The sequence below is a fragment of the Streptomyces sp. NPDC045899 genome, from assembly GCF_056431485.1.
The window spans coordinates 40505-65558 of the sequence record NZ_JBWKKP010000021.1 but is presented as its reverse complement, the minus strand read 5'-3'; the positions used below and the strand labels follow the sequence as shown (position 1 = coordinate 65558).

23 protein-coding genes are annotated in these 25054 nt (G+C 72.3%); 15 read left to right on the top strand and 8 right to left on the bottom strand.

From position 1 onward, the window contains the following. Nucleotides 1-71: 71 nt before the first annotated feature. The 3 genes from AC07FT_RS26995 (at nucleotide 72) to AC07FT_RS26985 (ending at nucleotide 2580) form a co-directional block, all read left to right on the top strand. Complete coding sequence (locus AC07FT_RS26995) at nucleotides 72-1661, top strand: acyl-CoA mutase large subunit family protein (RefSeq protein WP_479178429.1); 1590 nt, start codon at nucleotides 72-74, stop codon at nucleotides 1659-1661. Between the two features lie 71 nt (nucleotides 1662-1732). Continuing rightward, nucleotides 1733-2353, top strand: coding sequence for a SecDF P1 head subdomain-containing protein (locus tag AC07FT_RS26990; protein ID WP_479178428.1), 621 nt, complete (start codon nucleotides 1733-1735; stop codon nucleotides 2351-2353). 14 nt (nucleotides 2354-2367) lie between these two features. Then, the gene (locus AC07FT_RS26985) at nucleotides 2368-2580 is read left to right on the top strand and encodes a hypothetical protein (RefSeq protein WP_432037293.1); all 213 of its coding nucleotides are present in this window, start codon (nucleotides 2368-2370) and stop codon (nucleotides 2578-2580) included. A gap of 40 nt (nucleotides 2581-2620) precedes the next feature. Here the strand turns inward: AC07FT_RS26985 and rox are convergent, their stop codons facing one another. Both rox and AC07FT_RS26975 read right to left on the bottom strand, forming a co-directional pair. Next, nucleotides 2621-4045 (bottom strand): rifampin monooxygenase, encoded by a 1425-nt coding sequence (gene rox / locus AC07FT_RS26980; RefSeq protein ID WP_479178426.1) that lies wholly within the window; start codon nucleotides 4043-4045, stop codon nucleotides 2621-2623. Between the two features lie 174 nt (nucleotides 4046-4219). Further along, complete coding sequence (locus tag AC07FT_RS26975; RefSeq protein WP_479178425.1) at nucleotides 4220-4933, bottom strand: B3/B4 domain-containing protein; 714 nt, start codon at nucleotides 4931-4933, stop codon at nucleotides 4220-4222. Between the two features lie 173 nt (nucleotides 4934-5106). Here AC07FT_RS26975 and AC07FT_RS26970 point away from each other — a divergent pair, with 173 nt between their 5' ends. Continuing rightward, nucleotides 5107-6360, top strand: coding sequence for an alpha/beta hydrolase family protein (locus AC07FT_RS26970; protein ID WP_479178423.1), 1254 nt, complete (start codon nucleotides 5107-5109; stop codon nucleotides 6358-6360). Between the two features lie 54 nt (nucleotides 6361-6414). On the opposite strand, the gene AC07FT_RS26965 is transcribed toward AC07FT_RS26970, so the two are convergent. After that, the gene (locus tag AC07FT_RS26965) at nucleotides 6415-6561 is read right to left on the bottom strand and encodes an SCO1431 family membrane protein (protein ID WP_479178421.1); all 147 of its coding nucleotides are present in this window, start codon (nucleotides 6559-6561) and stop codon (nucleotides 6415-6417) included. 179 nt (nucleotides 6562-6740) lie between these two features. On the opposite strand from AC07FT_RS26965, the gene AC07FT_RS26960 reads away from it, so the two are divergent. The 4 genes from AC07FT_RS26960 to AC07FT_RS26945 all read left to right on the top strand — a co-directional run bounded on the left by AC07FT_RS26960 (nucleotide 6741) and on the right by AC07FT_RS26945 (nucleotide 11913). Further along, a complete protein-coding gene (locus AC07FT_RS26960) occupies nucleotides 6741-8189 on the top strand; it encodes an amidase (RefSeq protein WP_479178420.1) in 1449 nt (482 codons plus the stop codon). A 66-nt stretch (nucleotides 8190-8255) separates the two neighbouring features. Continuing rightward, nucleotides 8256-8576, top strand: a complete 321-nt coding sequence (locus AC07FT_RS26955; RefSeq protein WP_479178419.1) for a hypothetical protein — start codon at nucleotides 8256-8258, stop codon at nucleotides 8574-8576. Further along, a complete protein-coding gene (locus AC07FT_RS26950) occupies nucleotides 8570-10657 on the top strand; it encodes a bifunctional polysaccharide deacetylase/glycosyltransferase family 2 protein (RefSeq protein WP_479178497.1) in 2088 nt (695 codons plus the stop codon). Before AC07FT_RS26955 ends, AC07FT_RS26950 begins: the two co-directional genes overlap by 7 nt. A gap of 17 nt (nucleotides 10658-10674) precedes the next feature. Then, entirely contained in the window at nucleotides 10675-11913 is a 1239-nt protein-coding gene (locus AC07FT_RS26945; protein ID WP_479178417.1) for an LCP family protein, read from the top strand. Here AC07FT_RS26945 and AC07FT_RS26940 read toward each other — a convergent pair. Both AC07FT_RS26940 and AC07FT_RS26935 read right to left on the bottom strand, forming a co-directional pair. After that, nucleotides 11903-12766 (bottom strand): YwqG family protein, encoded by an 864-nt coding sequence (locus tag AC07FT_RS26940; RefSeq protein WP_479178416.1) that lies wholly within the window; start codon nucleotides 12764-12766, stop codon nucleotides 11903-11905. The genes AC07FT_RS26945 and AC07FT_RS26940 overlap by 11 nt on opposite strands. Before the next feature lie 69 nt (nucleotides 12767-12835). Next, the gene (locus AC07FT_RS26935) at nucleotides 12836-13561 is read right to left on the bottom strand and encodes a FadR/GntR family transcriptional regulator (RefSeq protein WP_479178414.1); all 726 of its coding nucleotides are present in this window, start codon (nucleotides 13559-13561) and stop codon (nucleotides 12836-12838) included. A 133-nt stretch (nucleotides 13562-13694) separates the two neighbouring features. Here AC07FT_RS26935 and AC07FT_RS26930 point away from each other — a divergent pair, with 133 nt between their 5' ends. From AC07FT_RS26930 to AC07FT_RS26905, 6 genes are all read left to right on the top strand, one after another. Then, a complete protein-coding gene (locus tag AC07FT_RS26930; protein WP_479178413.1) occupies nucleotides 13695-14210 on the top strand; it encodes a gluconokinase in 516 nt (171 codons plus the stop codon). Nucleotides 14211-14233: 23 nt separating this feature from the next. Further along, a complete protein-coding gene (locus tag AC07FT_RS26925; RefSeq protein WP_479178412.1) occupies nucleotides 14234-15631 on the top strand; it encodes a GntT/GntP/DsdX family permease in 1398 nt (465 codons plus the stop codon). A 172-nt stretch (nucleotides 15632-15803) separates the two neighbouring features. Then, a complete protein-coding gene (locus AC07FT_RS26920) occupies nucleotides 15804-16685 on the top strand; it encodes a D-alanyl-D-alanine carboxypeptidase family protein (protein WP_479178410.1) in 882 nt (293 codons plus the stop codon). 121 nt (nucleotides 16686-16806) lie between these two features. Next, the gene (locus AC07FT_RS26915; protein WP_479178409.1) at nucleotides 16807-18234 is read left to right on the top strand and encodes a CoA transferase; all 1428 of its coding nucleotides are present in this window, start codon (nucleotides 16807-16809) and stop codon (nucleotides 18232-18234) included. A 143-nt stretch (nucleotides 18235-18377) separates the two neighbouring features. Continuing rightward, on the top strand, nucleotides 18378-18977 hold the full coding sequence (locus AC07FT_RS26910; RefSeq protein WP_479178408.1) for a hypothetical protein: 600 nt from the start codon (nucleotides 18378-18380) through the stop codon (nucleotides 18975-18977). A gap of 67 nt (nucleotides 18978-19044) precedes the next feature. Continuing rightward, nucleotides 19045-19698 (top strand): hypothetical protein, encoded by a 654-nt coding sequence (locus tag AC07FT_RS26905; protein ID WP_479178407.1) that lies wholly within the window; start codon nucleotides 19045-19047, stop codon nucleotides 19696-19698. 201 nt (nucleotides 19699-19899) lie between these two features. Here the strand turns inward: AC07FT_RS26905 and AC07FT_RS26900 are convergent, their stop codons facing one another. Genes AC07FT_RS26900 through AC07FT_RS26890 form a run of 3 tightly spaced genes read right to left on the bottom strand, consistent with a single transcriptional unit; the run spans nucleotide 19900 to nucleotide 23487 of the window. Then, entirely contained in the window at nucleotides 19900-21057 is a 1158-nt protein-coding gene (locus AC07FT_RS26900; RefSeq protein WP_479178405.1) for an acyltransferase family protein, read from the bottom strand. A 43-nt stretch (nucleotides 21058-21100) separates the two neighbouring features. Continuing rightward, nucleotides 21101-22513 carry a polysialyltransferase family glycosyltransferase gene (locus AC07FT_RS26895; RefSeq protein ID WP_471200881.1) on the bottom strand — a complete coding sequence of 471 codons (1413 nt, stop codon included), beginning with the start codon at nucleotides 22511-22513 and terminating at the stop codon, nucleotides 21101-21103. Further along, nucleotides 22513-23487: a glycosyltransferase family 2 protein gene (locus AC07FT_RS26890; RefSeq protein ID WP_471200878.1), complete on the bottom strand. Its 975-nt coding sequence runs from the start codon at nucleotides 23485-23487 to the stop codon at nucleotides 22513-22515. The genes AC07FT_RS26895 and AC07FT_RS26890 overlap by 1 nt, the downstream gene beginning before the upstream one ends. Before the next feature lie 223 nt (nucleotides 23488-23710). Here AC07FT_RS26890 and AC07FT_RS26885 point away from each other — a divergent pair, with 223 nt between their 5' ends. Beyond that, complete coding sequence (locus AC07FT_RS26885) at nucleotides 23711-25024, top strand: DUF6716 putative glycosyltransferase (RefSeq protein ID WP_479178496.1); 1314 nt, start codon at nucleotides 23711-23713, stop codon at nucleotides 25022-25024. Nucleotides 25025-25054: the final 30 nt, after the last annotated feature.

Here is a 25054-nt window from a genome sequence, read left to right as displayed (position 1 = left end):
CGACGCATGCTGTGAAAGAGGGCCCGAACCGGGACAAGAGCCGGTATCAGCCACCAGGAAGGCGTGGAGCCATGGCGCGCGAGTCGGAGTCGGGATTCCCTGTCGAACCGGTGTACGGACCCGGCGCGCTCACCGGCCGGGACCCGGACGCGCTGCTGGGCGAGCCCGGGGCGTACCCCTTCACCCGCGGGGTCTACCCGACGATGTACACCGGCCGCCCCTGGACCATGCGGCAGTACGCCGGGTTCGGCACCGCCACCGAGTCCAACGCCCGCTACCGGCAGTTGATCGAACACGGCACCACCGGGCTCTCGGTCGCCTTCGACCTGCCGACCCAGATGGGGTACGACTCCGACGCCGAACTGGCCCACGGCGAGGTCGGCAAGGTGGGCGTGGCCATCGACTCGGTCGAGGACATGCGGGTGCTCTTCGACGGCATCCCGCTGGACCGGGTCTCGACCTCCATGACCATCAACGCGCCCGCCGCGCTGCTGCTGCTCCTCTACCAACTCGTGGCCGAGGAGCAGGGGGTGACGGGGGAGCTGCTGACCGGCACGATCCAGAACGACGTGCTCAAGGAGTACATCGCGCGCGGGACCTACATCTTCCCGCCCGGACCCTCGCTGCGGCTGGTCGCCGACACCTTCAAGTACTGCCGGGCCGAGCTGCCCAGGTGGAACACGATCTCGATCTCCGGCTACCACATGGCCGAGGCCGGGGCGTCACCCGCGCAGGAGATCGCCTTCACCCTGGCCGACGGCATCGCGTACGTGCGCACGGCGGTGGCCGCGGGCATGGACGTCGACGACTTCGCGCCACGGCTGTCGTTCTTCTTCGTCTCCCGCACCACCCTGCTGGAGGAGGTCGCCAAGTTCCGGGCCGCGCGGCGGATCTGGGCGCGGGTGATGCGCGAGGAGTTCGGCGCCCGGAACCCCAAGTCGCAGATGCTGCGCTTCCACACCCAGACGGCGGGGGTCCAGCTCACCGCGCAGCAGCCCGAGGTCAATCTGGTGCGGGTCGCGGTGCAGGGGCTCGCGGCCGTCCTCGGTGGCACCCAGTCGCTGCACACCAACGCCTTCGACGAGGCCATCGCGCTGCCCACGGACAAGTCCGCCCGGCTGGCGCTGCGCACCCAGCAGGTGCTGGCGTACGAGACGGATGTGACGGCCACCGTCGACCCGTTCGCGGGCTCGTACGCCGTCGAGTCGCTGACCGACGCGGTGGAGGCCGCCGCCCTGGACCTGATGCGGCGGGTGGAGGACCGGGGCGGTGCCGTGGCCGCCATCGAACAGGGCTTCCAGAAGGAGGAGATCGAGCGCAACGCCTATCGCATCGCGCGGGAGCAGGACGACGGCGAGCGGGTGGTGGTGGGCGTCAACCGCTTCCGGCTGGAGGAGGAAGAGCCCTATCAGCCGCTGCGGGTGGACCCGGCGATCGAGGACCGGCAGCGCGAGCGGCTGGCGGGGCTGCGCGCCGGGCGGGACGGGGAGGCGGTCCGTACGGCGCTGGCGGCGCTGAAGAAGGCGGCGGAGAGCGAGCCGGGCACGGCCAATGTGCTCTATCCGATGAAGGACGCGCTGGCGGCACGGGCCACGCTGGGCGAGGTGTGTGACGCGTTGCGCGAAGTGTGGGGCACCTATGTGCCCGCTGATGCATTCTGAGCGGTCCGGGGTTCACGGACGGGAGTCCGGGTGCACGGACGGGAACGCGGACGACGGCGAGGGGCGGGCCGATGGGGGCCGGACGGGTACGGGGCGCGGCGGCCGTGGGGCTGGTGCTGGTGATGGCGGCGCTCACGGGATGCGGTGGCGACGACGGTGACGGCGGGGGCGGCAGGGACCCGCGCGGCGGCCCCGCCCCCAGCGCGAGTGTCACGGCGAGCGCCCCGGCGGACACCGGTGCGCCCCGCACCGCCACACCGCTCGCGGAGCCGCTGCGTCTGCTGCCCGTGGTGATGTCGGCCCCCGGGACCTGTCCGAGCGTGCCGTTCACCGCGGACCCGGACGGCTACGCCACCTACCAGGACCGGGAGGAGATCTGTTACGTGGTCCGGCCGGACGACGGGATGACCGTCGACGAGCCCCGGTCCGCCGAGGCGGGTCATGACGAGAACGGCGGTGGCCACATCGTCACCGTCACCTTCAACAGCCGGGACGCCGCACGCTTCGCCCGGCTCACCCAGGAGCTCTCCACCCAGCAGCCGCCGGGGAACCAGCTCGCGATCGTGCGCGACGGCCGGGTGCTGTCCGCCCCGTCGGTGCCGAGCTCCATCACCGGCGGCACGGTGGTCATCTCGGGCGGCTTCACCCGTGAGTCCGCGCGCGAACTGGCCCGCGGCCTCGGCGGCGGGTGAGCGACACTGGGGTCATGTCTGCTCCCCGCCGCGCCTGTCCGGTCTGCACCCGAGAGATCGCGGTCGTGGGCGGGCGGTTCGCCCGCCACGATCCGCCGGGCCGCCGCTCCGACTACGAACTGGTCTCCTGTCCCGGGTCGCGGCGGATCGCGCCGCTGCTCAGCGCCCCGCCGAAACTGTTCGGCGGGGACGATCCGCCGACGGGCGGACAGCAGGCGCTGTTCTGATCCCCGGTCCCGCGCCCCGGACGGCCGTCCCCGCCCGTGCTCAGGTGGCGGTGCCGAACCACCGCGGCAGCCGGGCGAGCAGCTCCCGCTGATCCTCACCGGCCCACACCACATGGCCGTCCGGCCGCAACAGCACCGCGGGCACCTCCAGTTCGCCGCTGACGTCCACGACGTGGTCGACCCGGTCCGCCCAGCCCGCCACCGACAGCCGTCCGGTCTGGTCGAGCAGCAGCCCGCGGCCGTCGTGCGTCAGCTCGTAGAGACGGCCGCGCTTCAGCTCCAGGTCCCGCATCCGCAGGCCCAGCAGTTCATGGCCCTCGCCGACGTCATAGCGGACCCCGACCGCGGTGATCATCCCGGTCACGTACCGGTTCACCTCCTCGAAGTCCATCAGCCGGGAGAACAGCTCACGCAGCGCGGTGGCGCCCGGATCGGTGCCCAGCAGCGTGATCTGCGCGCGGGTGTTGTCCAGTACGGCCGCGCCCACCGGGTGCCGTTCGGAGTGGTAGCTGTCCAGCAGCCCCTCCGGGGCCCAGCCGTTGACCGTCGCGGCCAGCTTCCAGCCGAGGTTGAACGCGTCCTGCACACCGAGGTTGAGTCCCTGTCCGCCGGTCGGCGGGTGGATATGCGCCGCGTCCCCGGCCAGCAGCACCCGGCCGACCCGGTAGCGCTCGGCCTGCCGGGTGGCGTCGCCGAACCGGGACAGCCAGCGCGGTGAGTGCGCGCCGAAGTCGGTGCCCGCGACGGCCCGCAGCCGCTGGGTGAACTCCTCGAAGGTCGGCTCGGCCGCACGGTCCTCCGCCACCCCGTCGGCGGGTACGACGACACGGCACACCCCGTGTTCACCCGGGGTGACGCCGAACCGCAGCTGGGTCCTGCGGACCTCCGCGACGACGGCGGCGACCGTCGCCGGATCCTCGGTCATCTCCATTTCGCCCAGCAGCGTCTCGACCGTGGCGGGCAGGCCGGGGAAACCGACGCCGAGCCGCTTGCGCACCGTGCTGCGGCCGCCGTCACAGCCGACCAGGTAGCGCGAGCGCAGCCGGGTCCCGTCGGCCAGTTCGACCGTCACTCCGTCCTCGTCCTGGCTCAGCCCGGTCACTTCACGGCCGCGCCGGATCTCGGCGCCCAGTTCCAGGGCGCGTTCCTGCAACAGCCGTTCGGTGACCGGCTGCGGAGTGGCGACGCCGTAGGGGTGGGCCGTGTCCAGCCCGTCCGGCCACGGTGTGACGATGCCGCCGAAGAGACCACCGGCCTGGAACGTCTCACTGACCGCCAGAAACCGGTCGAGCAGACCGCGCTGGGCCATCAGCTCCACGCTGCGTGCGTGCAGCCCCTGACCGCGGGACTGGCTCGTCGGCTCGGCCAGCTTCTCCAGCACGACCGTCCGCACCCCGGCCAGCCGCAGCTCGCAGGCCAGCATCAGCCCGGTCGGACCACCCCCGGCGATGATCACATCGATCATTGACAATCCCCCGTTTCCGCAGGTCATCGCTTTCGGACGGTGAATTCTGCGGTACGGAGGGGGCCTTGCCGCAAGGCCCCCGGTGCGCTATATGTTGAGAGTGGCAAGGAGTGGTCGAACTCCTTGCCTTTGTCGTGTCGCCTGTGTCGTGTGCGGGCCGTGGCGCGGCCGCCGTCAGCCGCCCGTCACCAGCCGGGACGCGAGCCGCACCCCGGGGCTGCTTTCCGCCAGGGCCTCGGTCAGCTGGTCACCTGCCGCCTTCAGCGCGATGTCGTCCAGCGGCCCGAGCGCGTCCAGGACGAAGAAGGCCCGGGTGGTGGTGTGGGTGAGCCGGGTGCGGACGCACTGGCGCCAGTTCCAGCGACGGCAGGTGACACCCGCGTCGTCCCGCCAGACCACCTCGCCCGGCGCGGGGTGCTCGGTGACGGCCTCGCCCCCGGCCGTGGTCACGAAGTCCTCCTCGCCGGTGGCACGTACCAACCGCGCGGGGCCGCTGTAGTGGTCCAGGTCCTCACCGCCCAGGGGCACCGCGTGGGTGACCGAGACCGCGTTGTAGAGGTCGGTCAGCCGGTCCACCCGGGGCAGACCGGCGCCGACCCGGCGCAGCAGGGCCTCCGCGCTGGGCCGGGTGCGCTGCGGCTTGGCCCCGAAGCCGCGGAACGCCTCGCGCCAGGCGGCGAGGTGCGGGTCCTCCTCCACCGGCCCGTCCCCGAACCGCTCCCGGGCGGCCGACTCGGCCTCGGCCAGCAGGCGTTCGCTCAAGCCGTCACCCGGTCCGGGGCGCAGCCCCTCCGCGGTGATGAGCAGCGCGCGGTAGTCGGGGCGCAGCGCGTGGACGGCCGGGTCGATGGCGGCGGACTCCAGCCAGCCCGCTACGTCGTTGATCATGGTTCTCTCCCTGCGGTGGCGCGCTCGCGCGTGGGTCCGGCTGGTCCACTATGGCATACGGCGTGGTGCAGCATGCTGGACCATGGGTGCGGGGCCCACGGGGGCGGACCCCACCCCGGAACGGTGGGCAGCCGGATGGCGGCGCGACCGGCGCGGACGGGAGCCTTCTGGGTATGGATCAGCGCACCTCCGGCCACGGGCCGGACCGCAGGGGATTACTGGCCGCCGCGGCGTTCGCCGCACTGGGGGCGGCGGTCGCCGCGCCCGCCGCCCGGGCCGCACCGCACACCTCCGGCGGCCGGGCCCGGCTGACGCTGCCCGCCCCGACCGGGCCGTATCCCGTCGGCACCGTCTCCCGCCACCTCGTCGACCACGCCCGCCCCGATCCCTGGGTGGCGGCCAGGCCCTCCCGGGAGCTGATGATCAGCGTCCGCTATCCGGCCCGGGACGTCGGGGGGTATCCGCGTGCGGCGCAGCTGCTGCCGGGCGAGGCGGCCGGTTTCGACCGGCTGAACTCCTTCACCGGTGTGCCGGAGGGGCGCGTCGACTGGGCCGCGACCCGGACCTTCGGGCACCGGGGCGCCCCGGCCGCGCGGTGCGGCACCGGCCGGTGGCCCGTGGTGCTCTACTCGCCCGGTGTCGGCGATCCGCGTTCGCTGGGCACCACCCTCACCGATGAGCTGGCCTCATACGGATATGTCGTGGTCTGCGTCGACCACACCTACGACGCGTCGGCGGTCGAGTTCCCGGACGGCCGGGTGGAGACCAGCCGGCTGCCGGAGGAGTGGGAGCGGGCCGAGCGCGAGGGGACCTTCACCGCCCTGCTGGAGAAGACCTGCGCGGTGCGGGTGGCCGACACCCGCTTCGTCCTCGACCGGCTGGAGACGCTGGTCCCGGCCGGGACGGAGGTCTCGGCCGTCGGGATGTTCGGACAGTCCGCGGGCGGGTTCGCGGCCGTGCAGGGCATGCACGACGACCGGCGGATCGCGGCGGCCGCGAACCTGGACGGTGTGCTGGCCCACGTCAGGGAGGACCACGACCCGGGGAACCTCTCGACCGCCGCGCGGGACGGGGTGGACCGGCCCGTGCTGCTCATGGGCATGGAGGGCAACGATCACCACACCGTGCCCTCGTGGGGCGCGCTGTGGGACCACAGCTCCGGGCCGCGGTTCGATCTGACGCTGCGCGGCTCGCGCCATGCGGCGTTCACCGACGCCGTCGCGCTGCTGCCGCAGATCGTCCGGCGGCTCGGTCTGCCGGGCAGGACCGTCACCGAGGTGCTCGGCACGGTCCGGCCGCGGCGGGCGATGGCCGCCGAGCGGGCCTGTGTGCGGGGGTTCTTCGACACCTGGCTGCGGGGCCGCACCGGTGGTGGGCTGCCGGACGGCCCGTCGGCGGGTGGTCCGGAGCTGCGGCGGGTGCGCTGACGCGGGACGCGGGGCGTCGCGGCCTGGAAGCGGCCTGCGCGGCCTGACAGCGGCCTAGAAGAAGAGTCCGAGCTGGACGGTGAGCATCGCGATCACGATGGCGAGGGCCCATCCCGCGATGTGCTCCTTCAGCTGGTCGTCGTCCTTCGGGCCGCCGGTGCGGGGACGGAGGCCGATGCGGCGTGCCGCCATGTCGGTCATGCGGGTGTCCTCGGTGCTCGGAGATGATCGTGACGAACGGGATGAATCGGTCACCCCGTGCTTCACCAGGGTGCGTGACGACCCACCCGGGGTAAAGGGGGAGTGGCCGAACTCACCCGTAGGCCGTGTACCGTCACGCCGTTCCGCGTGCGAATCCGTGCGAATCGAGGAGGTCCAGGGTGACCAGCGTCATTCCCAAGGGTCTGGGCGAACAGGCCCGTGCGCTGGCCGGTGGCGAGGTGTCCTCCCGCGCCCTGGTCGAACAGGCGCTGGAGCGCATCGCCGCGACGCAGGGCACCCTCAACGCCTTCCGCCGGGTCCGGACCGAGGCCGCGCTGCGGGAGGCCGACGAGGCGGACCGGCGGCTGGCGGCGGGGGAGCGGGCGCCGCTGCTCGGGGTGCCGATCGCGATCAAGGACGATACGGATCTGGCGGGGGAGCCGACGGCGTTCGGCTGCCCCGGGGAGTTCCCCCTCAAGACCGAGGACGGCGAGGTCGTCCGGCGGCTGCGGGCGGCCGGTGCGGTGATCGTCGGCAAGACCAACACCCCCGAGCTGGGCCAGTGGCCCTTCACCGAGGGCCCGGCCTTCGGTGAGACCCGTAACCCCTGGAACCCCGCGCACACCCCCGGCGGTTCCTCCGGTGGGGCCGCGGCCGCCGTCGCCGCCGGGCTGGTCCCCGCCGCGCTGGGCTCGGACGGCGCGGGCTCGGTGCGGATCCCCGCCGCCTGGACCCATCTGGTGGGCATCAAACCGCAGCGCGGGCGGATCTCCACCTGGCCGGACGCCGAGGCGTTCAACGGCATCACCTGCAACGGCCCGCTGGCCCGCACGGTCGCGGACGCCGCCCTGCTGCTGCACGCCGCCAGCGGCAACCATGAGAGCGACCTCCACCGGCCCGAGCCGGTGGACGTGCTGTCCGCGGTGGGCCGCGACCCGGGACGGCTGCGGATCGCGCTCTCGCTCAAGCCGGCGTTCACGGGGACGCCCAAGGAGCTGGACCCGGTGGTCGAGGCCGCGGTGCTGCGGCTCGCGGAGCGGCTGGCCGCCCTCGGCCACGAGGTCGTCGAGGCCGAGCCGCGCTACGGGATGGTCGGGCTCGCCTTCGTGCCGCGCGCCACCGCCGGGATCCGCGAATGGGCCGCGCGGGTGCCGGACCAGGGCCTGCTGGACGTCCGCACCCAGGCCGCCGCCCGCCACGGACGGATGCTCGGCGGCGGTCCGCTGCGCTGGGCGCGCGCCGCGGAGCTGCGGCTGCACCGCCGGGTCGGCGCCATCTTCCACCGGCACGGATTCGATGTGGTGCTGGCCCCGACGACCGCCACCCCGCCGCTGCGGATCGGGGCGATGTCCGGGCTCTCCGGGTGGCGCACCGACCGCGCGATGATCGCGGCCTGCCCCTACGCCTGGCCGTGGAACGTCCTGGGATGGCCGGGGGTGAACGTACCGGCCGGGTTCGCCGACGCCGGCAACACCCTGCCGCTGGGAGCCCAGCTCCTCGGCCCGGCGGGGAGTGAGCCCCGTCTCATTTCGCTGGCCGCCCAGCTGGAGGCCGACCAGCGCTGGTTCGAGCACTGGCCCCAGCTGGCGGGGCAGTCGGCCGGACATTCGGACCCCGCGGCACCCTGAGCGGTGCGGAACGGGCTCTTCCGATGCGGTCACGCATACGTAAGATCATCACTACACTCCCGCCACATGGTGAAGAAGGTGACCGCGAAGCGACGGCGCAGAAAACACAACGGACAGATATTCGTCAACGCCTCCGGCGGCCGGAGGCAGCTGCTGAGGCTTGTGGCGCTGGCGGTCGGCGGTGTCTGCCTCGGCTTTCTGCTGCTGCTGGCGGCGGCCCTGTCCGGGGTGATCTGGCAGGACGAGACGGAGCCTCCCGGGACCGCTGAGCTCTCCACCACCGGCAGCGCCCCGGCCTCCGGGTCCTGGTCCGGCGCACACCTCCACGGCGCCGGGGTGTCCGCGCCCCTTGCCACGGCCCCGCGCACCGGAGGCAGCCCCTGGTGAGCCGCCATGCACTCCGCCCCCCGCCGCGCGGCCACTGGCTGCTGCTGATCATCGTCATCTCCGCGGTCGCCGCCGCGCTGGTCTTCGAGGGCTGGACCACCCACGAGGTCGCCTCCGAGCCGACGCGGAAACCCTGCACCCACCCCATCCCCAAGGCCGCCGACACCGGTGAGCCGGTGCTGCGCATCGCCGACGGCACGGTGCAGACGGCCGGGATGCCGGCCCGCACCGTCGCCCTCACCTTCGACGGGGGCCCCGATCCGGTGTGGACCCCGCGCCTGCTGAACCTGTTGCGCGAGCACCGCGCACACGCCACCTTCTTCGTCTCCGGCGCCCAGGCGGTCCGCCACCCGGAGCTGGTCCGGCGGATCCGCGCCGAGGGGCACGAACTCGGTTCGCTCACCTACACCGGTTCCGACCTGGGAACGGCCTCCGGGCCGCGTACCCGGCTGGAACTCTCACTGGCCCAGACCGCGCTGGCGGGCACCACCGGTGTCACCACCAAGCTCCTGCGGCTGCCGCTCACCACCCAGGCGGACACCCTGTGCGGCGGCGAGTGGACCGCCGCGCGGCGCGCCGCCGCCCAGGGGTACCTCGTGATCGCGGCCGACCGGCCGCTGCGGAAGCCGGAGCGGGGTGTCGTCCGGCAGTACAGCCAGACGGACACCGCCTACGGCCAGGTGAAGAAGCTCCTCGGAAACCGGAAGGTGGAGAGGTTCACCACCGTGTCCGGGGGGCTCGGCCAGTCCTCGGTCAACGCCCCGGCCTCCACCGTCGGCCACTGGCAGGGCCGGGCGCTGATCCAGGTCCAGGGCATCGGGCACTCCTTCGTCACCGCCATGACCTGGGTGCTCGGCATCGCCGGGGCGCTGGCCCTGCTGCGGCTGCTGGTGCTCCTCTTCCTCGCACGGGCCCATGTCCGGCGGCTGCACCGCTTCCGGCCCGGCGCGCCCTGGCTGCGCGAGGTCGACGAACCGGTGACGATCCTGGTCCCCGCCTACAACGAGGAGGCGGGGATCGAGTCCACCGTGCGGTCGCTGCTCGCCTCCACCCACCGGCAGCTCCAGGTCATCGTCATCGACGACGGGTCTACGGACCGCACCGTCGATCTCGCCACCGGGATCGACGACCCCCGGGTCATGGTGATCCGCCAGCGCAACGCGGGCAAGGCGGCCGCCCTCAACACCGGTCTGATCCACGCGCACCACGACATCGTGGTCATGGTCGACGCCGACACCGTCTTCGAGCCCGAGACCGTCCAGCGGCTCATCCAGCCGCTGGCCCACCCCGCCATCGGCGCGGTCAGCGGCAACACCAAGGTCGGCAACCGCCGTCGTCTGCTGGGCCGTTGGCAGCACCTGGAGTACGTCTTCGGGTTCAACCTCGACCGCCGGATGTACGAGGTGCTGGAGTGCATGCCGACCATCCCCGGCGCCATCGGTGCCTTCCGCCGTGACGCGCTGATGGGCGTCGGCGGGGTCAGCGAGGACACCCTCGCCGAGGACACCGACCTCACCATGGCGCTGTGGCGGGCGGGCTGGCGGGTCGTCTACGAGGAGTCCGCCATCGCCTGGACCGAGGTGCCCACCTCACTGCGCCAGTTGTGGCGGCAGCGCTACCGCTGGTGCTACGGCACCCTCCAGAGCATGTGGAAGCACCGGCGGGCGCTGGTCGAGATGGGGCCCGCCGGACGCTTCGCCCGCCGGGCGCTGCCGTACCTCTTCGTCTTCCAGATCGTGCTGCCGCTGATGGCGCCCATCGTGGACGTCTTCGCGGTGTACGGCGTGCTGTTCACCGATCCGCTGGAGTCGATCGGCGTGTGGTTCGCATTCCTGGTGGTGCAGCTCCTCGGTGCCGGATACGCGCTGCGGCTGGACAAGGAGCGGCTGAGGGCCCTGTGGTCGATGCCCTTCCAGCTCTTCGTCTACCGGCAGTTGATGTATCTGGTGATCATCCAGTCCGTGGTCAGCGCCCTGTTCGGCACCCGGCTGCGCTGGCACCGCATGCAGCGCTCCGGTTCGGCCGGTGACCAGCTGACCTACGACCCGGCCGCGCGGCCGGAGAGCCTGTCATCCCGATGAGCGGGCCGAGGAGGACCATGCCGAACCAGTGGCCGTACGACGGGAACGGGCAGTACGCCGGGAACGGGCCGTACCACGGGAACGGGCCGTACCACGGTAACCCGTGGCCTTACGACGGAACCGACCCCGGATACGCGCCCGCCCAGGGCGTCGACCCGCCACCGGAGCGCCAGCGGCCGGTACCGCTGCGGCGGATACCGCCGGATCCGTACCGGCCGCGCGAGGAACCCGCGAGCGGCGGGCGCGGCGAGGGCGGCCGGGGAACGCCCCGCCGCCGGTGGCCCCGGCGGCTGCGGCGGACGGTGGTCGTCGTACTCGCGCTGGCCCTCGCCGGTGCCGGTACCGCCTATGGCTGGGCCACGTCCCAGCTCAACACCGATGTCGATCTGAGCCGGGTCGAGGACCGCCCCGCCAAGGGCGAGGGCACCAACTACCTGATCGTCGGCTCCGACAGCCGGGACGGGCTCTCCAGCAAGGACAAGAAGGATCTGACCACGGGCTCGGCCGAGGGGCGCCGTACCGACTCGATGATGGTGCTGCACACCGGGGCCCACGGCAGCACGCTGATGAGCCTGCCACGCGACTCATGGGTGACCCTCCCGCCGTTCACCTACCCCATGACCGGCAAACGCCCCGGAGCGTCGAAGAACAAGCTCAACGCCGCGTTCTCGCTGGGCGGTCCCGAGCTGCTGGTGCGGACCGTGGAGCACAACACCGGACTGCGGATCGACCACTACGCGGAGATCGGCTTCGCGGGCTTCGTGAACGTCGTCGACTCGGTCGGCGGGGTCCCGATGTGCCTCGACCGGGCCATCAAGGACAAGAAGTCGGGCGCCGATCTGAAGGCCGGGTGCCAGACCCTGGACGGCGCCCAGGCGCTGGCCTTCGTCCGTCAGCGCCACCAGGAGGCCAAGGGTGACCTCGGCCGGAGCGCGAACCAGCAGAAGTTCCTGTCCGCCCTCGCGAAGAAGGCCGCGGAGCCGGGCCAGGCCCTGGTGCCGTGGAAGGTCTTCCCGACCGTGGGGGCCGGTCTGGACACCCTCATCGTGGACGAGGACATGGACCTGCCGACGCTCAAGTCCATGTTCGAGGCGATGCGGGGCGTCGCGGGCGGGTCCGGGAGGCAGCTGAACGTGCCCGTGGCGAGCCTCGGCTTCCCGACGTCCAAGGGCAGCGCGGTGAAGTGGGACGACAGGCGTGCGCAACGGCTCTTCGAGCAGCTGCGGAACGACCGCCCGGTGCGTCCTACTGGGTGAAGAAGGACGGCGGGTGGGCGGGGTCGGCCGAGCAGAGGAACAGCCCGGCGTGGCCGCCCCGCCCCACCGTCATCCCCGTCGGCTCGCGCGCCGCGGTGAACTCCGCGGTCCCCGGCACCAGATGACGCTCCTCCAGCGGCCACCAGCGGTCGGGTTCGGGCCCGCCCAGGAACTCATAGGTGTCGAACTGGAGGAACAGCGCGAGCGGCCGGCCGCAGTCGCCGCAGTCCAGCGCCGCCGGGAGATCGGTCGTCGCCCAGCCCATCGCGCCGCCCAGTTTGCAGCCGGGGAACGTGGACACCTCCTCGTACCACTCGCCGAGTCCTTCCCCCAGTCCGCCGGGCAGCTCCTCGTACCAGGGGTACTCCACCACCCGCTCCGGCCGCAGCACACAGGGCCGCGGCACCATGTCCTCGTCGTGCGCGTCACCGGTGCCCGGTTCCCCGGCGGCGGGCTCCCGTACGGCGGTGATCTCCGCGGTCCGCCGCCAGAACACCCGGCAGGACTGGCCCCAGCCCTCGGGGTGCGGCTGGTCGTGCCAGTCGGTGCACCACAGCACCTGGACCAGATCGGTTCCGGCCGGAAAGGTGATCTCGGGGAAGTCGGCCGCGGTCAGCTGGGCCACCGCGACCATCGGGTACGGCCCGAGGGGACGACCGCCCACATCCCGGTGGTCCGCGCAGTGCGGCCAGGGCTCACCGACGGGCCAGTACAGCGGTCCGCCCAGATGACTGTCCGTCACTCCGGGGGTGCCGCGCCGCGGATGCAGCCGCACGGTGGTGCGGGCGTGCGGGGCGAGCCCGGGGCGGAGCCGGACCGGATCGACGGAGGGCGCGGCGGTGGTGAGGGCCATCGGGGCAGTCTCGCACCGGGCCCCGCCGCCGCCGGCGGCCGCCCCGCGGTCCGGCGCTGCGGACACGGGCTAGGGGGCCAGGATGTCCAGCTCGCGCAGGGCGCCCACGGTGATCTCGCGGGTGTACGCCTCCGCCCGTTCCGCGTCCCGCATCCGGACCGCCTCGGCGACCCGTACGTGCAGGGTGACCGCCTCGGGGTCGGGGTCGGTGAACATCACCTCGTGCTCGGTACGGCCGGTCAGCACCGCGGCCACCACATCGCCGAGCCGCGCGAACATCTCGTTGCCGGAGGCGCGCAGGATCACCCGGTGGAACGCGATGTCGTGCACCAGGTATCCGGCGAGCTGCTGCCCGCGTGAGGTGGCCACCATGCCGAGGGCGTGCTCGGTCAGCTCGGCGCACTGCTCGGGGGTGGCGTGCTCGGCGGCCAGCGCCGCCGCGGCCGGTTCGACCGACGACCGCAGCGCGGTCAGCGAGCGGAGCTGGCGGGGGCGGTCGGGACCGGCCAGCCGCCAGCGGATGACCTGCGGATCGAAGACATCCCAGTCCTCCGCGGGGCGCACCGTCACCCCGACCCGGCGCCGGGACTCCACCAGGTGCATGGACTCCAGGACCCGCACCGCCTCCCGGACCACCGTGCGGGACACCTCGAACCGCTGCTCCAGCTCATCGGTGCGCAGCACGGTGCCCGGCGGATAGTCACCCGCGGTGATCGCGGGCCCGAGGGTCTGCAGCACCCGGGCGTGCGGCCCCCGCCCCTTGGACCCCTGATCGTCCGGCCCCTGGTTGTCCATGGGATCAGCCTACGTGCCCCGCTCGGAGCAAATAAGTATGACTTTTGAGTCACGGACTCTTGAATACGTCGTATCTGTGAGGTTGAGTGTGCCGCGGCGCCGAGGTCGACGAAGACAGCGAGGTTTCACCGCAATGCACGTCCCCCAGGTAGTTGTCGTCATGGGAGTGTCCGGAACGGGCAAGACCACGGTCGGGCCGCTGCTGGCCGACCGGCTCGGCGTGCCGTACGCCGAGGCCGACGACTTCCACCCGCCCGCCAACATCGCCAAGATGTCGGCCGGGACCCCGCTGGACGACGAGGACCGCAGGCCCTGGCTCGACGCCATCGGCGCATGGGCCCGGGACCACGCCGCGGGTGGCGGGGTGGTCAGCTGCTCCGCCCTCAAACGCGGCTACCGGGACCGGCTGCGCGCGGCCAACCCCGAGGTGGTCTTCCTCCATCTGACCGGCGACCGCGCACGGATCGCCGAGCGGATCAAGGCCCGCACGGGCCACTTCTTCTCCGACCGGATGCTCGCATCCCAGCTCGCCACGCTCGAACCGCTCGAGCCGGACGAGAACGGCATGGCCGTGGACATCTCCCCGGAGCCCGAGGCCATCGCCGAGCGGGCCGCCGCCGAGCTGCGGCGGCGCATCGCGCAGAACTGACACCGCTACGTAAGGAACATCCCGTGACCAGACTCAGCGTCGAGATGCTGGCAGCGGAGACCGTCGAGCCGATCACCTCGGCCGGTCACGCACAGCTGGGGATCGCCGTCCTCCTCGGCATCGCCGTCATCGTCCTGCTCATCACCACGTTCAAGCTGCACGCGTTCCTGTCGCTGACCATCGGCTCACTGGTGCTGGGCGCCGCGGCCGGGGCGCCGCTGGACAAGGCGATCGCCAGTTTCACGGCCGGACTCGGCACCACGGTCGCGGGTGTCGGAGTCCTGATCGCGCTGGGCGCGATACTCGGCAAACTGCTCGCCGACTCCGGCGGTGCCGACCAGATCGTCGACACCATCCTGGCGAGGGCGAGCGGACGGGCCATGCCCTGGGCGATGGCGCTGATCGCGGGACTGATCGGACTGCCGCTCTTCTTCGAGGTCGGCATCGTGCTGCTGATCCCCGTCGTCCTGCTGGTCGCCAAGCGCGGCAACTACTCCCTGATGCGCATCGGCATCCCGGCGCTCGCGGGCCTGTCCGTGATGCACGGCCTGGTGCCGCCGCACCCCGGTCCGCTGGCCGCGATCGACGCCGTCCACGCCAACCTGGGCGTCACCCTGGCCCTCGGGGTGCTGGTCGCGCTGCCCACCGTGGTCATCGCCGGACCGCTGTTCGCCCGGTACGCCGCCCGCTGGGTGGACATCACCCCGCCGGACCGGATGATCCCGCAGCGCCCCTCGGAGGACCTGGAGCGGCGGCCGGGCTTCACCGCCACCGTGGCCACCGTGCTGCTGCCGGTGGTGCTGATGCTGGGCAAGGCGCTCACCGACATCGTGGTGGACGACCCGGAGGCCGGGGTCCAGCGCACCATGGACGTCATCGGCTCGCCCCTGATCGCGCTGCTGGCCGCGGTGATCGTCGGGATGTTCACCCTCGGCCGGGCCGCGGGCTTCACCAAGGAGCGGATCACCACCACCGTGGAGACCTCGCTCGCCCCCATCGCCGGGATCCTGCTGATCGTCGGCGCGGGCGGCGGTTTCAAGCAGACGCTCATCGACATCGGCGTCGGTCAGATGGTCCTGGACTTCTCCAAGGACTGGAACATCTCCGCGCTGTTGCTGGCCTGGCTGATCGCGGTCGCCATCCGGCTGGCGACCGGATCGGCGACGGTGGCCACCATCTCCGCCGCGGGTCTGGTGGCACCGCTGGCAGCCGATATGTCCACCACCCACACGGCCCTGCTCGTGCTGGCCATCGGCGCCGGTTCGCTCTTCTTCAGCCATGTGAACGACGCGGGGTTCTGGCTGGTCAAGGAGTACTTCGGGATGAGTGTGGGGCAGACCCTGCGGACCTGGTCGGTGATGGAGACCATCATCTCCGTGACCGGGCTCGGCTTTGTGATGCTGCTCTCACTCGTGCTCTGAGGCCCCTGCCCGGAGGGCCGCGCTCCGCGCTCCGGGCCCCGTCGGGGAAGTGTGCGGAAAAAACATCCGCATGGAGCACATCCATCAGCCCCTGTCGCGCGTCATCAAGTGGAGCGGCATTGCTATGCCGCCGTACGGCAGGGGCATTTGGAGTTTTATCTTGAGATACGGCATGAAGAGCGTACGTCGCGCCACCGCGGCGGTCGTCACCGCGGGAGCCGTGCTGGCGGCGGGGGCGTTCTCCGCCACCGCGCAGGCCGCCGCGGTCGCCACGCCCTCGATCGCCGCCAAGGGCGGCTATGTGATGAACAACGGCACGGGCAAGAGCCTGTACACCAAGGCCGCGGACACCCGTCGTTCCACCGGCTCCACCACGAAGATCATGACGGCGAGGGTGGTGCTCGCCCAGCCGAACCTCAACCTCGACGCCAAGGTCACGGTCCAGAAGGCGTACAGCGACTACATCGTCGACAACAACTACGCCTCCTCGGCGCGGCTGATCGTCGGCGACAAGGTCACCGTCCGGCAGCTGCTCTACGGGCTGATGCTGCCGTCCGGCTGTGACGCGGCGTACGCGCTGGCCGACAAGTTCGGCAGTGGCTCCACGCGGTCCGCCCGGGTGAAGTCGTTCATCGGCAAGATGAACACCACCGCCAGGAACCTGGGTCTGGCCAACACCCACTTCGACTCGTTCGACGGCATCGGGCACGGGGCGAACTACTCCACCCCGCGTGATCTGACCAAGCTGGCCAGCAACGCGATGAAGTACTCGACCTTCCGGTCGGTCGTGAAGACCAAGTCGACCAAGCAGAAGGTGACCACGAAGAGCGGCGGCTACCGCTACATGTCGTGGAGCAACACCAACAACCTGCTCAGCGGCTACTCGGGCACGATCGGCGTCAAGACCGGCTCCGGTCCGGAGGCCAAGTACTGCCTGGTCTTCGCCGCCACCCGGAACGGCAAGACGATGATCGGTACGGTGCTCGCCTCCACCTCGGTGGACGCCCGCACCTCCGACGCCAAGAAGCTGATGGACTACGGCTTCAAGAAGTAGTCCCTCCGCGCCACGGGTCCGGGGCCCGTCCGATCGACCACACCGGTCGGCCGGACGGGCCCCGGCTCATGTCACACGCGGACGCCGCATACCCGTGATCGCCCCGGCACAGAATCAGCCCATGGACGACAACGGGGATGACCGCGCGCACGACCACGGGGACGATCACGCGGGGGCCGACAGCGCGACGGCGTACGCCTGGGCCGCCCTCGGCGGGGCGCCGGAGCCGGCCGCCGCCGTGAGCTACGCACCGGCGGCCGGAGCGCTGCCCGCCGGGCTCCCGGTGCGGGAGATGGCCCGCGCCACCGTGGGGGTGTGCTCACTGGCCGCCGCCGAACTGGACGCCCGGCGCTCCGGCCGTCCGCCGGCGGGGGAGGGCGGTATCCGGGTGGCCGAGGCCGCGGTGGCCACGGCGTTCCACAGCGAGCGGCTGCTGCGGATCGACGGACGGCAGCCGACCGCGTTCGCACCGCTGTCCGGATTCTGGCGGACGGCCGACGGCTGGGTCCGCACCCATGCCAACTACCCCCACCACCGCGCCCGGCTGCTGGCCGCCCTCGGCATCCCCGCCCGCGGTACCCCGGACCAGCTGGTGGAGCGGCTGCGCGCGGAGCTGGCGGGCCGCCGCGCGCACGAGGTGCAGGAGACGGCGTACCCGGCGGGTGCCCTGGCGGTGGCCGTGGCCCGGCCCGGTGCCACCGCCATGCCGCTGGACGGACTCCCGCTGGTCGAGGCCCGGCCGGGACCGGACGCCGGAGCGCGTCCGCTGCCCGCCGCGCCGCTGCCCGCCGAGGGGGTGCGGGTGCTCGATCTGACCCGGGTCCTCGCCGGACCGGTGGCCACCCGCACCCTCGCCGCGCTCGGCGCCGACGTACTGCGGATCGACGCGCCGCGACTGCCCGAGGACCCGGACTCGCACGCCGACACCGGGTTCGGCAAACGCTCCGCCCGGCTGGACCTCGGTGACCCCGGGGACCGGCGGACCTTCGGGGAACTCCTCGCCCGTGCCGATGTGGTGGTCAGCGGCTACCGCCCGGGTGCGCTGGACCGCTTCGGCCTCGACCCGGACACCCTGGCCGACCGGTACCCCGGGCTGATCGCCGTCCATCTGTGCGCCTGGGGCTGGTCCGGACCGTGGACCGGCCGCCGCGGCTTCGACAGCCTGGTCCAGGCGGGGACCGGGATCGCCGCGCTCGAGGCCGGACCGGACGGCATCCCGGGGGCGCTGCCCGCGCAGGCGCTGGACCACGGCACCGGCTATCTGATCGCGGCGGCGGTGCTGCGCGCACTGACCGAGCGCCAGGACACCGGCGCCGGGCGGCGTCTGCGCCTCTCGCTCGCGGGCACCGCGTCCTGGCTGCTGCACGGGATCACCCCGGTCGCGGAGGAAGGGCCCGGCCATGACCCGGCCCCATGGCTGGCCGAGACGGAATCGCCGTACGGCACGCTGCGGTACGCCCGTTCGCCACTCGTCCGGCCCGGCGGCGGGGGCTTCAACTGGAGTCGCCCGCCCGGCCGTTGGGGAACCGACGCTCCGGTCTGGCGCTGACCTCGGAGGTTTCGCTCACTGGCTGGAAAGCGCCCTGAGGGAATCCCTAGATCTGCTAGGGGACTTCGTAGTTTTGGTCCGTACCAGGGCGAGCACACGCGGTGGTGAGAACTGCCCGTGACACACAGTCAGGAGGTGTTCGCATGGCGATCAAGACCCTCCGCGCCCGGTTCGCCGGGGCGGCCGTCGCCGTCGTCACCGGTGTGGTCTGCGTTCCGTGGACGCAGACCGCCACCGCCGCCGAACCCGCCCCGCGGCACTGCGTGGTGGATGCCCGCTCCGGACAGCAGAGCTGTTTCGCGACCTTCACCGCGGCCGTCGACAGAGCCACGCACGGCCGGGTCACCGATGCCCCCGCCACCCCGCGGGAGGCCGCGGCGTCGGCGTCCTTCCGGGCGGAGCTGACCGGTGCCCGTACCGCGGCGGCGTCCGGGGCCCGGTCGAAGGCGGCGGAGGGGGACGTCATCCAGGGGACGTTCTTCGACGAGAAGGGCTTCACCGGCTCCTCGCTCACCATCACCGGTCCGGGTCTGTGCGAGAAGGACGGCTGGGTCGACTACCAGGCCGACCTGGCCGACGACTGGAAGAACCGCGTCTCCTCGGTGCAGCCGTGGGGCAACTGCGCGATCTGGCTCTACCCGGAGCCGGGTCTCGGCGGTGACCGCGACGGCCCGTTCGACGAGAACACCGCGGACGTCGGCCAGATGATGAACGACCGCACCCAGTCGATCGGGTTCAGCTGACCGCCACCGCGCTGAACCGGCGCCCGGTATCCCCCTTCATCGCACACCCCCCACGGGAGGGCTGCACATGAACAACCGCATACGCACCAGCACCGGCGACCGTCCCCACCGGATCCGTCGCACCCGCGCCGCCGTTCTGCTGTCCGCGGTGGCCGTCCTGGGCGGCGTCGCCATGGCCCCCGGCGCACAGGCCGAGGAGACGCCGACCCTGCGCGAACTGCTCGACAAGTGCGACAACGGCACCGACTCCTGCGTCTTCCATCCCGAGGGCGCCCCCACGGACTCCATGGGGGAGGCGCACCAGGTCGGTGACTCCGCCTACAACTGCACCGAGGACCTCCAGCGGTCGAGCATCGCGTGGGCCGACACCACCGGGGAGTCCAACAGCCTCGGGGTCTCGCTCAGCGCCGAGTACGGCTTCTCCGAGGTCTTCAAGGTGAGCATCGAGACCAGCTACGGGCACACCTGGGAGACCTCGCACACCGAGACCGACACCACCAATGTCGACGTCCGCCCCGGTGAGGTGGGCTGGGTGACCCGCGAACCCACCCTGGAGAAGGTCAAGGGCACCTACGAACTGCACTTCGAGGACCGGTTCTACGGTCACTACATCTGGTACGTGCCGTTCGAGTCGACCGCGCCCAAGAAGGACGCGTCCAGCACCAAGACCCAGCACACCCGCCCGATGACGGAGGAGGAGAAGGCCCAGCACTGCGGTTGAGCTCCGCAGGACGTCCGAGCGATGCCGTCGTATGTCTGCGGCTGCGTCGTGGCCGGTCGCGCAGTTCCCCGCGCCCCTTCGGGGCGCACCCGAAAGGCACCGGACGTCGCGCGGCTGCTTGGCGGCCAGTCGCCGGACGACGCGGGCGCCCCTCCCGGACCTCGGCCCGGGAGGGGCGCCCGCGGTGTGACGGCGGTGCGGCTACGGCAGCCGGACGGCGGACAGCGACCGCTTGAGCACCGGGGTCAGACGACGCTCGACGAAGCGGTACAGCAGCCAGGCCAGGCCCAGCATCAGGGACACGGTCAGCACCAGGGTGGCGTAGGAGGGAAGTCCCAGCTTCCGGTGCAGCACCCCGACCACCACCCAGCCCAGATGCTCGTGCACCAGGTAGAACGGGTAGGTCAGCGCCCCGGCCACGGTCAGCCAGCGCCAGTCGGCCCACCGCAGTCCGCCGAGGGCGATGAGTGCGACGGCCGCGTAGCCGAAGGCCACCACGGCGATGATGCCGGTGGACGAGCGGTAGGAGAAGGCGTCCACGTCCGCCGGGTGCCAGAGCCCGGCGATCGCGTAGTGCTGGCCGATCAGAAAGCTGATCGCGACGATGCCCCAGGCCAGGGCGTCATGGCCGTAGCGGTGGACCAGATACAGGCCGATGCCGCCGATGAAGTACGAGGCGTACTCGGGCATCAGCACCACGTCCAGCAGCGGCAGGTCCGCCGCCTCGGCCACGGCCGCGCCCAGGGTCCAGACGGCGCAGAACAGCACCACCCGGCGGCGGTTGGCGCCGGGCAGGACGACGAACAGCGCGAAGAGGGCGTAGAAGCGCAGTTCGGCCCAGAGGGTCCAGCACACGCCCAGCACCCGGTCCACCCCGAGCGGCTGTTGCAGCATGGTCAGGTTGACCAGCGCGTCACTGGGCGAGACCGCCTCGTAGACGACCCAGGGGAGGGCGAAGACCGCCGTCACCAGGATGACCGCGGCCCAGTAGGCGGGGAAGAGCCGGGAGACCCGGGAGGCGAAGAACGAGCGCAGCGGGCGCCCCCAGCCGCTCATGCAGATGACGAACCCGCTGATGACGAAGAAGACCTGGACGCCCAGGCAGCCGTAGGCGAAGAAGGACGAGGCGGTGGGGAACTGCTCACGGGGCGAGGTGCCCCACGCCTGGCCGATCTCACCGGTGCGGCCGCCGTAGTGGTACGCGGCGACCATCAGGGCGGCCAGCAGCCGCAGCCCGTCCAGGGCACGCAGCCGCGGCGGACCGGCGGTGCGCGCAGGGCGTGCCTCGGCTCCGGCCGGGCGCGCGGGGGAGGACGAGAGGGACCGGGGGCCCGCGTCGGGGACGGTGGTGGCGCTCATCCGCCCGCCCCCGGACGCGGGCACCGTATGCAGGGCGTCCGGCTCATCCGGTGGCCGTCCGCTTCAGCGCCGACCGCTTCAGGGCGCGGGCCCGGCGGGCGACCCGGCGCACCGCCTCGTTGCGCGGGATGAACGCGAGCTGGGAGGGGACCGCACCGGGCAGGGCGAGCGCGGTGAGCCTGCGCCGCTTGAAGTAGCGCCAGGTGTGGGCGTCCAGGTGGGCCGACAGATAGCGTTCGGCGGCCGGACGCAGCCCGGGGTAGATCTTGGCCTGCATCGCGAAGCCCACCGCGGAGACCAGCCCGGTCAGCCGCCGTCCGGCGCGCTCGTCGACCGGCGCGGCGCCCGCGGCCACCGCGCGGTGGTCCTCCAGGTCCGGCAGCAGCGCGTCCACGATGGTCACCGGCACCCGGTTGCTGTTCTGGTACGGCGCCAGCCGCTCCAGCAGCACCTCGGTGCCGATCCGGGCGACGGGCAGTCCGTAGAAGACGCTCGCGGTGAGCAGCGCGGTGGAGAAGCAGCCGATCACCAGCGCCGGGCGCATCCGCTGGTACAGCACCTCGGCCAGGACCGGGGTGTCCAGCACGGTCAGCTCCGCGCCCAGTTCCGCGGCCTTCTTCTCCAGTAGCCGGGACCAGCGGGCCGGGGCGGTGGGATGCGGTTTGAAGACCACCGTGCGGTGGCCGAGCGCCACGGCGCCGCGCAACATCCGTACGTGCAGCTCTTCCTCCTCCTGCGGAGTGAGGATGTCCAGCGCGGAGAGGTACTGGCCGAGCATCAGCGCCGGTCCGTCGCCGGTGGCGATCCGCTCGCTGGCGGAGGCCACCCCGCGCGGGGCCGCGTCGGCGACCTCGCCGAGCACCTTGGTGAACACCTCGGTCGGCAGGACCTCCGGCTCCACCCCGAACTCGGTGAGCAGCAGCGGCCGCAGGCCCGGCACCAGGTCCAGATGGAGCAGCCGCCGGATCCGGGTGCCGATCAGCGGGTCCAGCTTGTTGCGGGTCGGGCCGTAGCTCATCAGGCCGTCGGCGTAGACGTCGATGGGCGCGCCCTGGAAGACGCCCGCCACCGCCATCGCCGGGTTGACCTGGATGGACTCCAGGACCAGTTCGATGTCGTCCTCGCCGAGGTTCCACAGCAGCCGCAGATGGCGCTCCCACAGCGGGGTGTCGTCGGACCGCGGTGACCAGCCGCCGGGGTGGAACGGGCTGATCGTCTCGTTCCAGGAGAGCACCCGGTCGAAGCGGCCGCGCAGCCGCTCGAAGCCGGGCATCTCGTCCACGGCCGGGGTGGTCTCCGGGGTCGCCGCGTTGTTGCTGATGAGCAGCAGCCGGCGGTCGGCCGGTCCGATGCTCCCCGCGTCGACGGCGGCCGCCAGGGTCGCCGCGCCGTAGAGGGTCGAGGCGAGGAAGATCTGGGTGCGTCCGCGCTCGGCGCGGGGGGTGTAGCCGGACATCAGGCCGCCACCTCCGGTGCGGGGCGGCGCTTGACCCGCCGCAGTCGTGCGGCGCGCTCGTAGTCCATGGAATCCAGCGCGTCCTTCAGTACGTCCTGGGGCATTCGTTTCATCGCGGCCGCCGACAGGGAACGGAGTTTCCTGGCCACTTGGGGTTCGAATCTCTCGATGTTTCCGAGGTGATGGGAAATGATCGCGCAATAGGTGCGGACCGCTTTCGGGAGCAGGGTGTCGGCGTCCCGGTCGCGGGCCGTTTCCTCGATGACCTGATCGAATGCGCGAATGAAGTCCAGTTGGCGCACATCGCCGATCTGCGTGAGCGACGAGGAAACCCCGCGCCGGTAGAACACCCCGTACAGACCGAGGACGGCGAAGGTGCGCGCCTCACGGTGCAGCCGCCAGATCCAGGGCCGGTCCTCGGCGGTGCGCAGCCCGTGGGTGAAGTGCAGCAGCCCCTCGTCCAGCAGCCGCCGGTGGTACATGCCCGCCCAGGCGAACGCGTAGTCCACCGAGGTGGAGCGGTCGGCGGGCAGGATGGCCTCCCGCGGGTCCAGCACCACCCCGCGGCGGCCGTGCGGCACCCGGTGGACCGACCGTGCGCGGCCGGTGCACTGCACATGGTCGGTACGGACGAAGTCGCAGTCCAGGTCCTCCATGGCGGCCAGCAGCCGGGCGTAGTACCCGGGGGCCAGCCAGTCGTCGCCGTCGAGGAAGGTCAGGTACTCGCCGCGGGCCGCGTCGAGCCCGGTGTTGCGCGCGGTGGCGAGCCCGCCGTTCTGTTCGTGCCGCAGGTACACCGCACCCGGCAGCTCGCGCTCGGCGCGCTCCAGGATCTCCGGTGTCCCATCGGTGGCACAGTCGTCGACGAGAATGAATTCGAAGTCCTCGCGCGCGTTCGCACGCAGGCTTCTGAGCGTGTCGGGGGCATAGGTCTGCACGTTGTAGAACGGCACGATGACGGAGAGCTTAACCACGCGGGTGACGCTAGGTCGCCGTCCGGCATTCGTCTTGACCAGTGGAGTACCTGAAGGTGAACGAAGAACGTCGGAACGGTTAACCCGCTCTTCCCGGCGGCCGATTCGCCAATCGTCGACGCGCTGTTAACCCTTTGTTGCTCCCGCGTTGGGCCGTGAATCGATATCGCTTCCTAGCGTCTTCGACGTGTCCTCACCTATCCCTGCATCCCCGCGAGTGGCCGTGCTCGCCGACTCCGACACCCGGTGGAAATGGGGCGCGCTCACCGCGCAGCGCCTCGTCCCCGAAGGTCCGGAGACGGGCGGCCGCCTGGACGGCTTCCTGCTGCGCGGTCGGGCGACGCCGACCGTCCGGCAGCTCGCCGAGGTGGGGGTGCGCGCCGACGCGCTGCGCGAGGTGACCGGACCCGAGTTCGTCCGCGCGATGGACCGTGAACACTACGACGTCATCGTGCTCTCGCTGGTCGGCGGGGCCGTCCAGGCCATGGTGCACGGTCTGGCACACACCTGGCGCGGGGCCGCCCGCCGCCCGGTGGTCGTCACCGGCTACGTCGGCGTGGTCTACGAGAAGCTGGCCGACGGACTGCTGCTGCGCCACGGCGCCGATGTCGTGCTCGCCAACTCCCGCCATGACGCGGAGCGGTTCCGCGAGGTCTACCGGGGCGTGGGCGCCCCGGCGGACAGCGTCGTGGAGTGCGCGCTGCCGTTCCTCGGCGGCGCCCGCTACGACGAGCGGGCCCGGCTCGGCCGCGCCCACCCCGGCGGCACCGTGGTCTTCGCCGTCCAGCCGTCCGTCCCCGACAACCGCGCGGACCGCACCTATCTGCTGCGCCGCGCGGTGGAGCACGCCCGCAGCCACCCCGACCGCGAGGTCGTGGTCAAACTGCGCAGCAAGCCGGGTGAGCACACCACCCATATCGAGGAACTGCCCTACCAGAAGCTGATCGACCGGCTCGGCGACGGCGTCCCCGCCAACCTCCGCCTGGCGTACGGGAACATGGGCGAGGTCCTGGACACCGCCGACCTGCTGGTCACGGTCAGCTCCACGGCCGCCCTGGAGTCCCTGCACCGGGGCGTCCCCACCGCCGTCCTCACCGACCTGGGGATCCGCGAGGCCCTGGGCAACCACCACTTCCTCGGCTCCGGCTGTCTGGCCTCCTGGGACCAGCTGGACGCCGGGCACCGGCCCGAGCCCGACCCCGGGTGGCTGGCCCGACAGGGCGTCGCCGCCGACGGGCCGTACGAGACCTGGTTCGACGCCGCCCGGGAGCGGGTCGCCGCACTGGTCGCCGCGGACACCCTGCCGCCGCTCGACCCCTACTACACCCGTGCCACCGCCCCCGGCTATCTGCCCGGACGGCTGGCCCGCTACGGCTTCGCACCGGACGGCCGGCCGCGCCCCGGCGCCGCCCCCGAGGACGGGGCCGGGGGGCTGCGCCGGGTGGTGCGCCACACGATGCGCGAGGCGGCCCGCGGCGCCTACCGCCACGGCGTCCAGCGCGTGGCACCCGTCATCCGGCGGATGGGGGAGCTGTGACCACCCCCGCGACCACCGCCCCGGCGACCA

Coding starts and splice junctions, on each gene's coding strand:
- AC07FT_RS26995 (WP_479178429.1), top strand. CDS start 72: ATGGCGCGCGAGTCGGAGTCGGGATTCCCTGTCGAACCGGTGTACGGA.
- AC07FT_RS26990 (WP_479178428.1), top strand. CDS start 1,733: ATGGGGGCCGGACGGGTACGGGGCGCGGCGGCCGTGGGGCTGGTGCTG.
- AC07FT_RS26985 (WP_432037293.1), top strand. CDS start 2,368: ATGTCTGCTCCCCGCCGCGCCTGTCCGGTCTGCACCCGAGAGATCGCG.
- rox (WP_479178426.1), bottom strand. CDS start 4,045: ATGATCGATGTGATCATCGCCGGGGGTGGTCCGACCGGGCTGATGCTG.
- AC07FT_RS26975 (WP_479178425.1), bottom strand. CDS start 4,933: ATGATCAACGACGTAGCGGGCTGGCTGGAGTCCGCCGCCATCGACCCG.
- AC07FT_RS26970 (WP_479178423.1), top strand. CDS start 5,107: ATGGATCAGCGCACCTCCGGCCACGGGCCGGACCGCAGGGGATTACTG.
- AC07FT_RS26965 (WP_479178421.1), bottom strand. CDS start 6,561: ATGACCGACATGGCGGCACGCCGCATCGGCCTCCGTCCCCGCACCGGC.
- AC07FT_RS26955 (WP_479178419.1), top strand. CDS start 8,256: ATGGTGAAGAAGGTGACCGCGAAGCGACGGCGCAGAAAACACAACGGA.
- AC07FT_RS26945 (WP_479178417.1), top strand. CDS start 10,675: ATGCCGAACCAGTGGCCGTACGACGGGAACGGGCAGTACGCCGGGAAC.
- AC07FT_RS26940 (WP_479178416.1), bottom strand. CDS start 12,766: ATGGCCCTCACCACCGCCGCGCCCTCCGTCGATCCGGTCCGGCTCCGC.
- AC07FT_RS26935 (WP_479178414.1), bottom strand. CDS start 13,561: ATGGACAACCAGGGGCCGGACGATCAGGGGTCCAAGGGGCGGGGGCCG.
- AC07FT_RS26930 (WP_479178413.1), top strand. CDS start 13,695: ATGCACGTCCCCCAGGTAGTTGTCGTCATGGGAGTGTCCGGAACGGGC.
- AC07FT_RS26920 (WP_479178410.1), top strand. CDS start 15,804: ATGAAGAGCGTACGTCGCGCCACCGCGGCGGTCGTCACCGCGGGAGCC.
- AC07FT_RS26915 (WP_479178409.1), top strand. CDS start 16,807: ATGGACGACAACGGGGATGACCGCGCGCACGACCACGGGGACGATCAC.
- AC07FT_RS26910 (WP_479178408.1), top strand. CDS start 18,378: ATGGCGATCAAGACCCTCCGCGCCCGGTTCGCCGGGGCGGCCGTCGCC.
- AC07FT_RS26905 (WP_479178407.1), top strand. CDS start 19,045: ATGAACAACCGCATACGCACCAGCACCGGCGACCGTCCCCACCGGATC.
- AC07FT_RS26900 (WP_479178405.1), bottom strand. CDS start 21,057: ATGAGCGCCACCACCGTCCCCGACGCGGGCCCCCGGTCCCTCTCGTCC.
- AC07FT_RS26895 (WP_471200881.1), bottom strand. CDS start 22,513: ATGTCCGGCTACACCCCCCGCGCCGAGCGCGGACGCACCCAGATCTTC.